At 46.5% G+C, this 15362-nt stretch carries 12 protein-coding genes; 7 read left to right on the forward strand and 5 right to left on the reverse strand.

Going from position 1 to position 15362, the window contains the following annotated elements; translation table 11 throughout:
- Positions 1-69 precede the first annotated feature (69 nt).
- Positions 70-1623: a phenylacetate--CoA ligase family protein gene (locus QT973_RS19030; protein ID WP_333391963.1), complete on the reverse strand. Its 1554-nt coding sequence runs from the start codon at positions 1621-1623 to the stop codon at positions 70-72.
- 304 nt (positions 1624-1927) lie between these two features.
- Between QT973_RS19030 and QT973_RS19035 the strand changes: the two genes are divergently transcribed.
- The 3 genes from QT973_RS19035 to QT973_RS19045 all read left to right on the forward strand — a co-directional run bounded on the left by QT973_RS19035 (position 1928) and on the right by QT973_RS19045 (position 7360).
- Positions 1928-3832 (forward strand): serine/threonine-protein kinase, encoded by a 1905-nt coding sequence (locus QT973_RS19035; RefSeq protein ID WP_333391965.1) that lies wholly within the window; start codon positions 1928-1930, stop codon positions 3830-3832.
- A 1205-nt stretch (positions 3833-5037) separates the two neighbouring features.
- Positions 5038-6381: an EAL domain-containing response regulator gene (locus QT973_RS19040; protein ID WP_333212390.1), complete on the forward strand. Its 1344-nt coding sequence runs from the start codon at positions 5038-5040 to the stop codon at positions 6379-6381.
- Between the two features lie 313 nt (positions 6382-6694).
- Complete coding sequence (locus tag QT973_RS19045) at positions 6695-7360, forward strand: response regulator (RefSeq protein ID WP_333052928.1); 666 nt, start codon at positions 6695-6697, stop codon at positions 7358-7360.
- A 101-nt stretch (positions 7361-7461) separates the two neighbouring features.
- Here QT973_RS19045 and QT973_RS19050 read toward each other — a convergent pair whose 3' ends face one another.
- Complete coding sequence (locus QT973_RS19050; RefSeq protein ID WP_333052810.1) at positions 7462-8187, reverse strand: pentapeptide repeat-containing protein; 726 nt, start codon at positions 8185-8187, stop codon at positions 7462-7464.
- Positions 8188-8378: 191 nt separating this feature from the next.
- The gene (locus QT973_RS19055) at positions 8379-9578 is read right to left on the reverse strand and encodes a phosphoglycerate kinase (RefSeq protein WP_333052811.1); all 1200 of its coding nucleotides are present in this window, start codon (positions 9576-9578) and stop codon (positions 8379-8381) included.
- A gap of 183 nt (positions 9579-9761) precedes the next feature.
- Here QT973_RS19055 and QT973_RS19060 point away from each other — a divergent pair, with 183 nt between their 5' ends.
- Positions 9762-10175, forward strand: a complete 414-nt coding sequence (locus tag QT973_RS19060) for a universal stress protein (protein ID WP_333052813.1) — start codon at positions 9762-9764, stop codon at positions 10173-10175.
- A 267-nt stretch (positions 10176-10442) separates the two neighbouring features.
- Positions 10443-11297, forward strand: coding sequence for a ribosome biogenesis GTPase YlqF (gene ylqF, locus QT973_RS19065; RefSeq protein ID WP_333052815.1), 855 nt, complete (start codon positions 10443-10445; stop codon positions 11295-11297).
- Positions 11298-11316: 19 nt separating this feature from the next.
- Here the strand turns inward: ylqF and QT973_RS19070 are convergent, their stop codons facing one another.
- Entirely contained in the window at positions 11317-12132 is an 816-nt protein-coding gene (locus QT973_RS19070) for an MOSC N-terminal beta barrel domain-containing protein (protein ID WP_333052817.1), read from the reverse strand.
- Positions 12133-12364: 232 nt separating this feature from the next.
- Here QT973_RS19070 and QT973_RS19075 point away from each other — a divergent pair, with 232 nt between their 5' ends.
- Complete coding sequence (locus QT973_RS19075) at positions 12365-13090, forward strand: carbonic anhydrase (protein WP_333212395.1); 726 nt, start codon at positions 12365-12367, stop codon at positions 13088-13090.
- Positions 13091-13435: 345 nt separating this feature from the next.
- Here QT973_RS19075 and QT973_RS19080 read toward each other — a convergent pair whose 3' ends face one another.
- Positions 13436-14623, reverse strand: coding sequence for a tetratricopeptide repeat protein (locus QT973_RS19080; RefSeq protein WP_333052820.1), 1188 nt, complete (start codon positions 14621-14623; stop codon positions 13436-13438).
- Positions 14624-14923: 300 nt separating this feature from the next.
- Between QT973_RS19080 and QT973_RS19085 the strand changes: the two genes are divergently transcribed.
- Entirely contained in the window at positions 14924-15193 is a 270-nt protein-coding gene (locus QT973_RS19085; protein ID WP_333052822.1) for a GlsB/YeaQ/YmgE family stress response membrane protein, read from the forward strand.
- The last annotated feature ends 169 nt before the right edge of the window (positions 15194-15362 follow it).

Here is a 15362-nt window from a genome sequence, read left to right on the forward strand (position 1 = left end):
TCAAATGTCACCCTAATTATAGAATAACACAAGACTTTTGAAAACGGATAGCTCATCAATTCAAACTACTTACTGCCGCGTGTATCTGTGCTTCACCCCAATCGGAAAATACTCCGCATCACCCATCGCAGTTAATGTCACCACAGGTAACTGATATTCGGGCGGCACGTAATTAGCAAATTCGCTGTTTAGCCGCCGCAATTGCGCGAGAATTGAAGATGCGATCGCCTCCTGCATCTCCTCGTCGCCCTCCACCCCCGCTGCTAATTCCACAACAACAGATAAAAACCGATTTCGATCCGCATCTTCCTTGACTTGCAGCACAAATTTTCCAGTAACCCATTCCCGAATAGTGGGAACTTCTAAACCTACGGTGACATTTTCCGGGTAAATGTTAGCACCGAAGTAGGAAACGGTAAAGTGGGATCGCCCAAATACATAGACAAAGGGCAAGTAGCGAATTCCTCTGGGGAAATCAGAAACTTTCATACCTGCTGCTTGCTGCAAACTTGCCACAGGGTTAAATCCCCATTCTGCCAAAAAATTGAGCATTGCTTCGTAAGAAATTAAACCGCCATTATCCGAGATGTGATAGCGTATTAGCGGGATGCCGTTGTCGCCAGAAAATAATAGCGTGCCGTCATTATTCGCTTCAAAAAAGCGACTTTTCGGATCGTACTGCACCAGCGTTGGCAACCGCGATTCCCCGAATAAATTGCGGGAAGCTTCGGGATTGTTTGCTAAAAAGCGGCGGATGCAAATACTCAGCGGTGTCTCGTTGCCCAAAACGCCCGCATCCGCAGTACCGTAAAGGCTCGCAGAGTTGTAATATAGATTGTCAGAATTAGTGCGATCGCTCACCAAACTCCGCCATTCTTCGCTAAACACTTCCCCCGCAAACACCATCTTAATTCTGTATTTTTGCCACTCCACACCCCCAGCAATTCCGCTATCAATCACATCCTTGATAAATGGCGGATATCCCAACAAAACTACTTGCTCAAAATGCTCCCCAAGTTCCTGCACAACTCGGAATATTTCAGTCTTATTATTCCCAGGTGTCACAACTGTAACTGGATAGCCCTTACTCGCTAGATAGCGGCAGCAATTTGCCGTGTACATTCCGCCTACCCAAGTCCCCAACGCAAAGCAAATGACAGCTAAAGTTGAGCGCTTGTCGGCGTAAAAACTGTCGTGAAATATTTGTTCAAAACGAGCGGCAATTTGCAACTCGTCGCTGATAAAACGCGGCCAAAATGTCGGGTTTCCTGTCGAACCAGATGAAACAGCAATGAAATCGCAAGTTTCTAATTTGCCCTGGTAGCACAACTGAGGTAGCGGGTGACAGCGTAAATAATTCTCTTTGGTAATTAGCGGCAATTTTTGGAAGTCTTCAAAGGTTTGAATTGAGGCGGGATTGATGTTATGTTCAGCTAGGAAAGTCTGGTAAGCTGGTACTGTGGTCGCGACTTTTTGAAAAAGCGCATGAAGCGCAGCTATCCCGTAGGGAATCGCCCCCGCTTCGGCAACTCGATTCTGCTGGTGTTTCAATCGTTCCTCAAGCGGCGCTCTCAAAAACTCTTCAAACGCCCCAATTGCTCGCTGACGCTGTTCTGGCTGCATGATTTGCTCCTTAAAATGCGTATTTTGCACCTCGATCGCTCAAAATTCAATTAGTAACGCGGCGCGACCGGATGGCACATTGGGCTCGACACTAAAAATTTGAACACACTTTGAGGTCGATCGAAATGCTGGCGCAGTCGATAAACTTCTATAGCAGGAAACCGCTTTTTTAACAATAACCGCAGGTGATGACCAAGCAGCCGATCGACTAATAAACACTGACACAGTATGTCAAGATTAATTCAGCGATCGCCCAAAACTCCCAGTCTCAGTCAAGCGTGAAAATCCGACGCAGCAAGTTCCAATGAACAATCCCATCTACCCCGGCATAACTCTCAACAACCACTACCGCATCGTCCGCGAATTGGGACACGGAGGCTTCGGGCGCACCTACCTCGCTGAAGACGCCCACCGATTTAACGAACCCTGCGTTTTAAAAGAATTTGCGCCCCAAGTACACGGAAGTTACGCTTTACAAAAATCCGAGGAACTGTTCGAGCGGGAAGCGGGAGTGCTCTACAAGCTGCAACACAATCAAATCCCCCGCTTCCGCGAACTCTTCCGCGTCACTATCAGCGATCGAGGCTACCTATTTCTCGTCCAAGACTACGTGCCGGGCCAAACCTACCGCTTTCTGCTCGACGCCCGCAAGCGTCAGGGTTTGCGGTTCATAGAAGCAGAAATCAATCAATTGCTGCAGCAGATTTTGCCCGTACTCGAATACATTCACTCTCTAGGAGTGATTCACCGCGACATCTCCCCTGACAACCTGATTCTGCGGAGTTCTGACGGGATGCCCGTGCTGATCGACTTTGGGGGAGTAAAACAAGTCGCCGCCACCGTAGAGTCTCTTTTCGCTGAGGCTAACGGCACTCCCGCCCCCGCGACTCGCATCGGCAAGCTCGGCTATGCTCCCGTCGAACAGATGCAGATGGGAATCGTCTCTCCCCACAGCGATTTGTACGCTCTGGCGGCCACGGTTTTGGTGTTGCTGACTGGGAAGGAACCGCATCAATTACTCGACAGCCATACCCTGAATTGGAATTGGCGGGCGGAATGTTCTCTGTCTCCGAATTTGTCCCTGGTGCTGGATAAAATGCTTGCTCAACAGCCGAGCCAGCGTTACTCCTCGGCTCGCGAGGTAATGCTCGCTCTCTCGGGGAATCCGCCTTTACAGCCACCTTTGCCGCCAGCCCCGGATTTTGGGCTCGCGCAGCCGCCGGATCTCTCGCCTATACCCGTGCCCGCCCCCGTGCCAAAACTGCCGGGAACTCCGGTGCGAGTTGCTGCTATTGGCAATCAGCAAAAGATGCCTGCTTGGAAAATGGTTTTGTTTGTGGTGGCGGTGCTCTCAAGTATGGGGGGAATTGGCTGGTTGGCGGGCAATTCTTTGTTAAATCTGAAATCAAAATTGCAGAACGTTTCCCAGCCTTCAAACCCGAAGCAGCAGCAAGAAGATGCTTTGCAAGATCGGTTTGTCAAGCTCAAAATTGACGATCGATTCTATAGCGGTTACGTCAACCTTGTGGACGAGACTTTCTATGCCAAATACCCGGAATTGGGGGGACGATTGTTAAAAGAAGGCGATGACGATCGCCAATGGCGCGAAAGGTGGCAGAAAATCGGCGACGAGTTGCTCGATAAGCTGGAAAATCTCAGCAGCGACGCTAGAGCACGGTTGGGCACTTACGACACCACTGATATCGATCGCTGGAAAACAGAGGTTAACAAGCTGAATTTGAGCAGTCGGGCTTTGTACGATTTGGCTGATGCGAGGTTCTTTTATTGGTTTCCACAACAGCCGCGCGATCGCAATCTCATCGGGAAGCCGATCGGACAAATTTGGCAAGCAATTACCGCCGACGAACTCGAAGCCTTACAAGCTGGATCAACTGTCGAAAGCGTCGAATTTGACCGCCTATCGAAGAGCAAAAGCCTCACAGGCAATCTCAAACCCGGAGAAGGGAAAGCTTACATTGCCAGGTTGGCTCAAAATCAAACTTTGCGCGTGAATTTGCAAGCCCCGCGCAAATCTACCCTACTGTCAATTTATACTCCAGGGCGGACAAAGGGCGCGCGAGCTTTGCTGGAAGATGCAGAAGGGCTGAGTTGGTCGGGATTGCTGGATGATACTGGTTTTTATGAATTTGTGGTAGTTTCTCAAGCATCTGAGCCGATCGCTTACGAGTTGAATCTGACGGCAGAATAACTGCTATTGACGATCGAGCATCCAGGATACAAGCTCCCGGATTCATCCGTCCAGAAATAAAACACCTGTATCCGATAAAGGATCCCCCGAATTGATCCGTGGGGTCGCCTCTAAAATCTAAAATCTAAAATCTAAAATCTAAAATCGATTGACGCTCTCTATCCACCCAGGCAATAATAAGGTAATACCAATCAGATAAGTTGTCGGGTTCAAACAAAGAATATGCTGAGATTCGCGATCGTAGCTTTAGTGACTTTGGGATTAGTATTAGTGACTGCACTAGGTTTACATCCGGCCAATGCGACAGTCAGCACTCCCGAATTTTATGCTTGGAACTTTGCCTCTGTAGGCAGTAGCGAGCTGGTTTGTAAAAAGACCAGGGTAGTTCCGCGAGACCTGATAATTCCGTCATCATCCATGCACGCTGTCAGTATCACTTCTGCAATTGTAGATGAAAAATTTTGCGCCAATTCCACTAAGCCTGTGAATTAAGGCCGTGGATAATAGGATTTCCGGTTAGAGAACCATAGGAATGAGAATTAAATAACTTCCACTCTTGAAAGTGGGATGGGCTCTTATAGCCCGTCCAAAAAAGACGGGCGGGACGCCCATCCCACAATAACAATTAAAATTGTAAGTTATTTAATTCGCGATCCATAGTTAAGTTATCCCTTAGTCGATTTTAGATTTTAGATTTTAGATTTACTTCACAGATGAATCTGGGAGATTGAACCTTAATCTAAAATTTTGATCTCTCCACGACTGTTGTCTGAAAGCAAGTATCTTTGTTTGGATGAATCAGGATGCAGCATCCTGATTCATCCATTGAGAGAAAACTCTAGTTTGTCAGTAAAAACACGGGCTAATTATCAACAATTAACCGGACATCATATAAGTGATAGCCTGAGTAATTTCCGCCATCGGCGCACTGAAACTGTTCGCTAATTTTTTTTATGAGAAATATTGCTAATTTTGTCATAAAAGTTTATCAAAGGAGTCGGGTGCAGCCCTTTTCTGCTGTTGAAAGAGAGCGAGATATTCCCAATTTCGGCAGTTCTTTGATTGTGACTTAAGAACCGAGGGAAAATATTCAGCCATTTGGCTAATCATTTATTGGCTAATTGGCCCAATTACTAATTCCCTAGTTTGAGTATGCTAGAGTTAGTCAGGTTCAGATATATAGTGCCATCTGTTATCTAAGTATCATGCTCAAAATTTTGGTGATTGAAGACGACGAATTAATCCGGGAAACTCTTCTGCAACTCCTGGAATCTCACAGCTACCGGGTCATTGCGGCCGAGAACGGTCGAGTTGGAGTGCAGATGGCACTTTCGGAGATACCGGATTTAATTTTGTGCGATGTGCAGATGCCGGAACTCGACGGTTATGACGTGTTGCGGACTCTGCGGCAAAACTCGCTAGCTGCAACAATTCCATTTATTTTCCTCACGGCTCAAAGTGACAAAACCGATTTTCGTCGCGGGATGGAATTGGGAGCCGACGATTACCTGACAAAGCCGTTTACCAAGGCTGAATTGCTGGGAGCCATTGCTTCTCGCGTCTTGAAACGGCAAACTATTACTCAACCGCTGACAGTCGCGCTTAGCCAAGCAGAAGCCAGACTCAAAGATTTAGTTAACGACTCCACCAAGGTTACGACTCTCTCTCCTGAAAAGTTTGCTCTCGAAGCTTTGCTGCGCCACGCTTTGGCACAAGGCGAGTTTCAGGTATATTATCAGCCCCAGGTGAATATTGCGACAGGCCAAGTTATCGGCGCCGAAGCTTTAGTGCGCTGGCAAAATCCCGATCGAGGTATAATTTCTCCCTGCGAATTTATTCCCTTAGCAGAAGAAACAGGTTTAATTATTCAGATTGGCGAGTGGGTACTGCTTTCAGCTTGCGCTCAAGCCGCTAGTTGGCTGGCGGCGGGGTTTTCGCCCTTTACAATATCAGTAAACTTGTCGGCCCGGCAGTTGTCCGACCCGGAACTCAAGGCGCGAATCGTGCAAATATTGGAAACTACAGGTTTAGAGCCTGCTAATTTAGAATTAGAAATGACCGAAAGCGCTTTGGTGGAAAATGCGACAGTAGCAGGCGCTACTTTAAACCAACTAAAAGCTCTAGGAATTCGGATTGCTATTGACGACTTCGGCACCGGTTACGCTACTTTAGGATATCTTAAGCAATTTGCTTTTGACAGTTTAAAGATCGATCGAATTTTCGTCCGTAATGCCAACGAAGATCCTCAAAATGCTGCTATTACTACAGCAGTAATTTTACTGGGTCACAGTTTGAATATGACCGTAATTGCTGAGGGAGTGGAAACAGAAGCAGAACTAGATTTTTTGAAACAACATCAGTGCGATATCATGCAGGGGTATCTGTTCAGTCGCCCCGAACCAGCGGCGATAATTGAAAGTATGTTGGTTGCCGCCCCGAGTTTGTTCGGGCCGCCCTCAGCAGCACCTGGTCGCGTTGTCCCTTTTGTACCTGTGTCCGAACCAGAAAAATCTAAAAACCTTTCAATGTCGCGTCTAGGAATAGTATAAGTGTCACTAAGATTTCTGTTTAATAGGATAAAATTCTTTCTTTTACCTTCTATTTTCTGCAGAAAAGTGGACGCTTCCTCATAAAAATTTGTAGCTTTTGATGATAGGCGAGTCAAAGAAGGAGATTGTTCCCCATATTGCTCTACTGCTTCCCCTTTTATGCGCTAGGCGCCCCTAATCGGACGATTTGAGAAAGTGTGGCGTGTTGAAATTGCGAGCCTTTATCAAGTTGCAGGAGGTAAACTCAATTAAGTTCCTACTTTGGGACTGGCAGTTTCAATAACTGTCCAACTGGAATTGGTGCAAGCCTGTCATGGAAAGAATATTAGTGGTGGACGACGAAGCAGACTGTCAAACAGTCTTAGCAATGTACCTGGAAAGTCAAGGATATCGGGTGGAATGCGCTAATTCAGGGGTGGAGGCGCTCTCGATTTTTGAAAATGCCCCCCCAGATTTGGTAATTTCAGATGTCATGATGCCGGAAATGGACGGGTTTGAGTTTTGTCGCCGTTTGAGAACTACCCGTTTGGGACAATTAGTCCCCTTTATATTTTTGTCGGGTCAAGGCGAGTTGGAGTCAAAAGTTGAAGGTCATGCGATCGGCGGTGACGATTATCTGGTAAAACCTTTTCAGTCTGAAGAAATCTTAGCCAAGGTAAAAGCGCAGTTAGAGCGCTCTCACCGGATTCACGCCGAAATTGTCCGACTGCTGCAAACTTCTAGCGGTAGGGCGGTGGAACCACAATTTGTGGCAGTATTGCCACCACCTGCACCTTTGCCTTTAACACCAGCCGAAGAAAGAGTTTTTTGGGAGGTTATCCAGGGTTATACTAACAAACAAATTAGCGATCGGCTGTTTATTAGCCCCCGGACTGTGCAAGCTCATTTAGGCAGCATTTTCAGCAAATTACAGTTAGAAAATCGTGCTCAGCTTGTGAGATTTGCCCTAGAAAGAGGATACAAACCACCTCAAACTTAGCTCGGATATCAACCTAGGGTGCGCCAGCCAGGGGATTTTAGATTTTAGATTTTAGATTTTAGATTTACTCTACAGATTCATCTGGGAGCTAAAACTAGAGTCTAAAATTTTTCTTCCACATTCAAAACACAATAAGGATAATTAGTTATCACACAAACCCCTGGCCCCAAATTCGTACCCCGGAAGTTTGCCCGTTCCAAATCACCCTGCCGCACATTATTCGCCGCATCAATATTTGTCCCGGCCAACTGAGCCCTCGGAAGCCGAGTATTTGACAAAATAGCATTCTGCAAATTAGTATCCCGCACATCCGCGAAAGACATATCCGCTCCGCTTAAATTCGCACGATTCAAATTAACTCTAAACAGCAGCGAACGCCTCAAATCGGCATTCGACAAATTAGCTTGCAGCAAATAAGCTTCGCCCAGATTCGCATTAAAAAGTTTAGCACCGCGCAAATCCGCACTCGTCAGATTCGCTCGCCCCAAAAAAGCATTAGACAAATCCGCATTTCGCAGATTAGCACCATTCAATTCAGCCCCGTACATCTCCGCATTAACTAAGTTAGCATTGGCCAAATTAGCATCACTTAAATCCGCTTCCAGCAAATTAGCTTCATAGAGATTTGCTCCGCTTAAATCCGCTCCTCTTAAATTAGCTCTGTACAAGCTAGCCTTGAACAAATCAGCATTTCTCAAGTCACAGCCTTCGCACTCTTTAGTTTCCAGCAATTGCCTAACATGATCTGGATTTTGAGCTTGAACGGGAGCTGCCAGCCCAAACAAAGCTAAACTTGCCGCTACAGTTGCCAAGAGTTTAAGTTTCACAAACAAACCTCACTGCTACTTCAAACAAATTATACTAGCAAACTATAGACTTAAAACCGATATCCTTCTCTCTTTTCTCTTCCTCTGCGTTCTCTGCGCCCTCTGCGGTAAATATTCAAAAAAATGATTCGCAGCCAAAGATATAGACCTGCTTCCAGCAAGGCGGGCAAAGCCCGCCCTACTTAACTTAATTAAGCTTCATCTAAAGCAGCAACACCAGGCAATTCCTTACCTTCGAGCAGCTCCAAACTAGCACCGCCACCAGTAGAAATGTGGCTCATTTGTTCGCCTAAATTCAACTGTTCCACAGCCGCCACCGAGTCACCACCACCGATAATTGTGGTAGTACCAGTTTTAGTAAGTCCAGCCAAAGAATGAGCAATACCTTCAGTTCCCACAGCAAACTTCTCCATCTCAAACACGCCCATCGGCCCGTTCCAGATGACAGTTTTGCAATCGGCCAAAGCATCTTGGAAAGTTTTTACTGAATCCGGGCCGATATCCAAACCCATCCAACCGTCAGGGATGCTTTCAACAGGGACAGTTTGAGTGTTAGCATCAGCAGCAAACTTGTCAGCAACTACCACATCAGTAGGTAACAGAAAAGCAACTCCCCGTTCCTTCGCCTTAGCTTCCAAAGACTTAGCCAGTTCAAGCTTGTCATCTTCCACCAAAGACTTGCCCACGTTCAAGCCGCGAGCTTTGTAGAAGGTGAAAACCATGCCACCGCCCAACAGCAGTTTGTCGCACTTTTCGAGCAGTTTTTCAATGACTCCAATCTTGCTGGAAACCTTAGAACCGCCGATTATAGCAGCTAAAGGACGTTGCGGATTGTCGATCGCACTGCCGAGATATTGCAGTTCCTTCTCCATCAAAAACCCAGCCACAGAAGGACTCAGATACTTAGTAACGCCCTCAGTAGAAGCGTGAGCCCGGTGAGCAGTACCAAAAGCATCATTGACATACAAATCGGCCACAGAAGCTAACTTCTTAGCAAATTCTGGGTCGTTTGCCTCCTCCTCTGGGTAGAAGCGGACATTTTCTAGCAACAGCACATCGCCATCTTGCATCGCGGCGACTGTAGCAGCGACTTCATCACCGATGCAGTCGTCAGTCTTTTTGACCTCTTTGCCCAACAATTCCGACAGGCGCACAGCAACCGGCGTCAAGCGCAACTTCTCCGTCACACCCTTGGGACGGCCGAAGTGGCTGCACAAAATCACCTTAGCGCCCTTGGACGCTAAATCTTGAATTGTCGGCAGAGCCGCCCGGATGCGAGTATCATCGGTGATATTGCCGTTGTCGAGCGGCACGTTAAAGTCCGCCCGCACCAATACCCGTTTGCCCGATAAGTCCGATGCCGATAAATTTGCTACAGTTTTTTTTGTCACAGGATTAACCTCCTAATATGTGTGTTTTTGTCGAATTCCGTTGAAATGGCGGCACTGGTAACTTGCACCCCGGCCTCGGACGCATTCAACCGCGCCCGTACAAAAAACGGAAGATGGAACAAACGGCACTGATTGGCTTAACCTAAACATTTTATCGGAGTCCGTGTCCCGGAGATGTGCAGTATGTTCAAGACAGTCTTATTTCCTGTAGATCAAAGCCGAGAAGCCCGCGAAGCTGCCGAAAAGGTTGTCAATATTGTGAAAACCTACGGTGCTCGTTTAGTTATTCTGTCGGTAGTCGAACCCCCCGCCGAGGAGGGCGACGCCCCACCGTCAGAGGTGATGACTTCCCCCGAAGCAGTCGCCAAACTTCTTTCTGAGGCCCAATCGATGTTTTCCCAGCAGGGAATTGAAGCTGAAATCATCGAACGGGAAGGCAAACCTGCTTTCACGATTTGCGATGTGGCTGACGAAATTGGGGCCGATTTGATTGTGATGGGCTGTCGGGGGATGGGTTTAACCGATGATGGGGCGTCTGACAGCGTTACCAATCGGGTGATCAATCTGTCTCCTTGTGCAGTTTTGATTGTGCCTTAGTTATTAGTCATTAGTTATTAGTCATTAGTTATTAGTCATTAGTCACGTGTTATATCGTGTCCGACTAAATAAACCTAGATTCTGTAGGGGCGGGTTCACCCGTATCTATTATGTAAATCCAGGGTATGCGTAAACCCGCCCTGACACAGCGACTAATGGCTAATGACTGGTGGCTAATGACTGCTGACTAATGACTGGTGGCTAATGACTGCTGACTAATGACTGCTGACTAATGACTGCTGACTAATGACTAATAACTAATAACTAATGAAAATTCACTGGTATCCCGGTCACATTGCCAAAGCTGAACGGGCATTAAAAGAACAGCTAAAGCGGGTAGATGTGGTGCTCGAAGTCCGAGATGCCCGCATTCCCTTGGCTACTTATCACCCCCAAATGCCGAGTTGGGTGGGCGGCAAGCCGCGAGTATTGGTCGTCAACCGCATGGATATGATTACGCCTCGCGCGCGCGAGGCGTGGGAAACATGGTTTGAGTCCCAGGGGGAAACTGCATATTTTACTAATGCCGAGCACGGTCACGGAGTACATGATGTGGCGGATGCGGTGCAGAATGCTGGGGTGCAGCTAAATCAAAGAAGGTTCGATCGAGGTATGCTGCCCCGTCCAGTCAGGGCAGTGGTAATGGGATTTCCCAATGTCGGAAAATCGGCTTTAATTAATCGGTTGTTAGGGAAGAGAGTGGTGGACAGTGCCCGCAGAGCTGGAGTAACTAAATCGCTGCGATGGATTCGCATTTCTGACGAAATTGAATTATTAGACGCCCCCGGAGTGATCCCAACCCGAATTAACAATCAAGAAAATGCCATAAAATTAGCTATTTGCGAAGATATTGGCGAAGCAGCTTACGACAATCAGGTAGTAGCAGCAGCGATGGTAGATTTACTCCAAGGGCTGCAGGCGGCTGATGACACGTTGATATCACTATCTGGTTTCAAATCCAGGTATAAATTAGATGCAGCCTCTAGTAATGGTGAAGATTATTTGCACGAGGTCGCAAAAGACAAGTATAAAGGAGATGTCGAACGAACGGCGAGACAGATGTTAAACGATTTTAGAACTGGTGTTTTGGGTCAACTTACTTTGGAGTTGCCGCCGGCTTGAGCAGATTCGTAACCTACAACTAATCAGAAATGGTATTAAATAGGGATTTGCTGACGGTGATAATTTGAACTTCGTCTCCTATATGTAATATTTTTTCTGCTGGTTGAGGTGCGAGCCGCGTGTTAACTATCAGCCGACTAAAGTGATTTAAATGCCCTTTTTTTACCAAGTCAGGCATAATTTCCTTCTGCTTGGCTGTTAGTATATTTTTAAAATTTAGATCGCTTGCTTGCGCCGCATAATTTTGCGTAGATAGGATACAGGGATGACCGGGATTAATAGCTTCAAATATTACAGTCCCTATTTTAAACCTCACAATTTCATCGGCTTGTGGTAAAAGTTGGTCTTCCCAAAAAGCCGGGACATCTCCTATTTCAATATTAGCTCGCAAGCGATGGCGCATCTCGTTAACGCAGACTCTCGGAAACCAAGATGCAACTTCGGCAATTGTTTCGGTACTGATAATGCTTGGCCCTGGTGCAGCGGTATTGTCGGGAAAACCTGTCAGCAAGTTTTCAATTAATTTGACAGGGAAACCGAAGTAGCTGGTCAACCAAGATTCTATTGCCAAGCGTTCTCTATCTACATGAAAAAATATTTCTTGTTCGGTGCCTTGAATTTTCAGGCCGGCAATTCTCTTTTTGATGTCAAATGATAAGCGTAGAAAACGGACTCCGCTGTTGTGCTTAGTGTTAACCAATTCTCCTGCTGCATCGCAGATTGCAAAAGAGCGATCGCCTTCTAGAGCTCCGCTGGCTAGAATAGTTGCTTGACTGACTGCTATGCCGTCAAGGGACTTTACCGGATAGATATGAATGCTGGCGACGTAGGACATTTCGATCCATTGATAAATAATTGTCGTTTTAGATACATTCTAGCATCCCTGTCCGCAGAAGGATGACTGCCGTTGACTTTACTAAATAAAATATGAATGAAATAAAAATGGGCTACTTTTTTGAAGTTTATATTGTGCCGGAGCAGCTTGTAAAGAAAAATCAAAGAAGTCTGGCTGAGCTTGTGGTATATCTTAGGGTATAAATAGAAAAAATTGAACCGAGTTACAAACAATGAATGAAAGCGAAAGTAGAAGCATGATTTCGCGACGGAATTTAATGCTGAGGGCTGGTGCAGGGATGCTGGCGGCCAGCTTGGCACCTGCGTTTTTACAAGCCGAAGCAGCAAAGGCAGAGGCAATCTCTGACCTTACTCCTACTGACATTACTCCTAACAGTGCTCTTAAGAAATTGATGGAGGGTAATGAACGCTACATTGAGCAAAAACGGACATTTCCCGACCAAGCTCGATCGCGAGTTGTAGAAGTAGCACAGGGTCAACATCCGTTTGCAACCATCCTGGCTTGTTCTGATTCGCGCGTTGCTCCCGAAATTATTTTTGACCAAGGATTAGGCGACTTATTTGATATTCGAGTTGCTGGAAATTTTCTCGACGATGTGGTTCTCGGGAATATAGAATATGCCACCTTAGAATTAGGCGTGCCACTATTAGTAATTCTGGGTCACGAACGCTGCGGTGCTGTCAAAGCAGCTTTAGATGGTAAAGCTGTGCCTGGTCACATTAGCACTTTGGTGGCGGCGATTAAACCTGCAGTTGATTCGACCAAAGGTCAAACAGGCGATGCCTGGGATAACGCAGTCAGAGCTAATGTGAAAATGAATGTAAATAAGTTACAATCCTCGTCGCCTATTTTAGCGGAAGCAGTCAAAGCGGGCAAGCTTAAAGTTGTTGGGGGCCGCTACGATTTGGATAGCGGCAAAGTAGAGATAATTTCTTGATTTTGCTGGTAATTGTTACAGTTTGTAGGGGTAATGCCCCCGTGCTTACCCCGTCCGGTTCTAGGGGCAACCGGGCGTGGGATTGCCCCTACAAATTATTTGGTAAGGAATGAGAATTAAATAACTTCCACTCTTGAAAGTGGGATGGGCTCTTATAGCCCGTCATGAGTGGACGGGCGGGACGCCCATCCCACAATAACAATTGAAATTATAAGTTATTTAATTCGCGATCCTAACAAGTTTAGATCGAACCGATTTCTTGCAGTAATGCCCCCGTGCTTACCCCGTCCGGTTCTAGGGGCAACCGGGCGTGGGATTGCCCCTACAAATTATTTGGTAACAAGTTTAAAGTAAACCCATTTCTTGTAGTCCCCGGCGCAGGCGTTCTGCTTCAAAGGGGCGGCGCTGCTCGTGAAGGGCGATCGCTCTTTTGAATTCTGCTAAACTTTCTGGCATTTTGCCAATTTTCAGCAAGGCTACTGCCAAGTTTTGATGAGCTTCGGCGTGTTCGGGATCGATTTTTATCGCTTGTCGGTAATAGGCGATCGCATCTGCTAAATTTCCGGCTGCCTTCAGCGTCAATCCTAAATTGTAGTGACCTACTCCAAAATTAGGGTCAATTTTTAAAGCTGCTTTGTAAGCTTTTTCAGCAGATTTCAAATCTCCTTCATCTTTGAGCAAATTGCCCAAATTATTGTAAGCACCCAACTTGAGCGCGGGGAACACATCTGTATTAATTGCCGCTTGATAGTGTTCTTTTGCTTTAACAAATTGCTGCTGCTGGCGATATGCAATTCCCAAATGATAGTTGAGTTCGTAAAGAATAGAATCATTAATTGCCTCCGCAGTCAAGCCTTTAGTTAATAAATTAATTCCCCGCCCGATTTGCCCGCTTTCTACATAAAGCGCACCTAATTTGCTACAAGCATAAGCATCGTTTGGATAATAAGCGATATAGCGTTCCATTGCTGCTTGAGCTTTTTGGAATTTACTTTTGGCGGCGATCGCATCTTTTTGATAACCAGAGTGCCAAATCGCCACATCGGGGAGAGAAGCTATTTTCCAATTTGGTTCCCTGTGCAAAATCTCAGCCACGCTGTCGTCTACCATTGCGTGGTAAGGGCGAGAAAAGCGGATATCGAGGCGATTACGGAACAAGCGCGACACTAGGGAATAGGGAGATTGAGAGGCACCGATTTCTTGGCGGATGAGATTGATTAGCAGCAGCCGATCGCTCGCAATTGCCGGCTTTATTTGAGGTAGAATCTCCGGTACCAAAACCTCATCGGCATCTAATACCAAAATCCAGTCGCCCTGGGCGTGCTTGAGACACTCATTGCGCGCCGCTGCGAAGTCGTCGCACCATTCAAAGTCATAAACCCTCGCGCCATATCCTCGCGCAATTTCACGGGTGCGATCGCCCGATCCCGTATCCACCACCACCATTTCGTCAACAACACCCTTAACGCTGTCCAAAGTCCGCGACAGTGTTGCCTCTTCATTCTTCACAATCATGCACAGAGTCAGATCCATCGGGCGCAAACTTTCCTCATTTCACAGAAATATTGTAATTTTTTTAACCACCAAAACACAAAAAGTCCCAGAAAAGATTCTCCTATTTCCCTTTTGCTTTGAGCATAAGTACCTTTCTTCCCTCGAAAAAGTGGGTTAAGTCTTTTGAGATATTAAACAGCCTCAAACTCCGACGATTCATGAGAAATCCTACCACTTTCGGTTCATCCCTGCGGTAGAGGTAAGGGCGGGATAGGGGTTGTTATTCTTAGAACATAAGACAAGGCACAAGAAAAGTTTAAGTATTCAGGAGAAAGAGAAATGGGAATTATTGCTTGGATCGTTTTAGGATTGATTGCCGGTGCGCTAGCCAAAGCCATTTATCCGGGAACTCAAGGCGGTGGCTTTCTGGCAACAACAGGTTTAGGAATTTTGGGCGCCCTAGTGGGAGGTTATCTAGGTCAAGTCTTACTGGGGACGAGCGGGGGAGCATCCTTCGGAGCATTGACTCTACCCAGCATAGCTTTTGCAGTCGTAGGTGCGCTAGTTCTACTTTTCATCTGGGGATTGTTAACTCAGCGTGCTGCATAACAAATATTGCCAATTCCCAGTCGATCGACTTTTAGGGTATTCATAAACCCGGTTTCTTCGAGAAACCGGGTTTTTCAGTTGTTTGTAGATGCGTCAATCGATTGCGCGATTTTAGATTTTAGATTTTAGATTTTAGAGGCGACCCCACGGATAAATGCGGGGGCAATAA

It is taken from the genome of Microcoleus sp. Z1_A1, from assembly GCF_036700305.1.
Taxonomy (GTDB): Bacteria; Cyanobacteriota; Cyanobacteriia; order Cyanobacteriales; family Microcoleaceae; genus Microcoleus.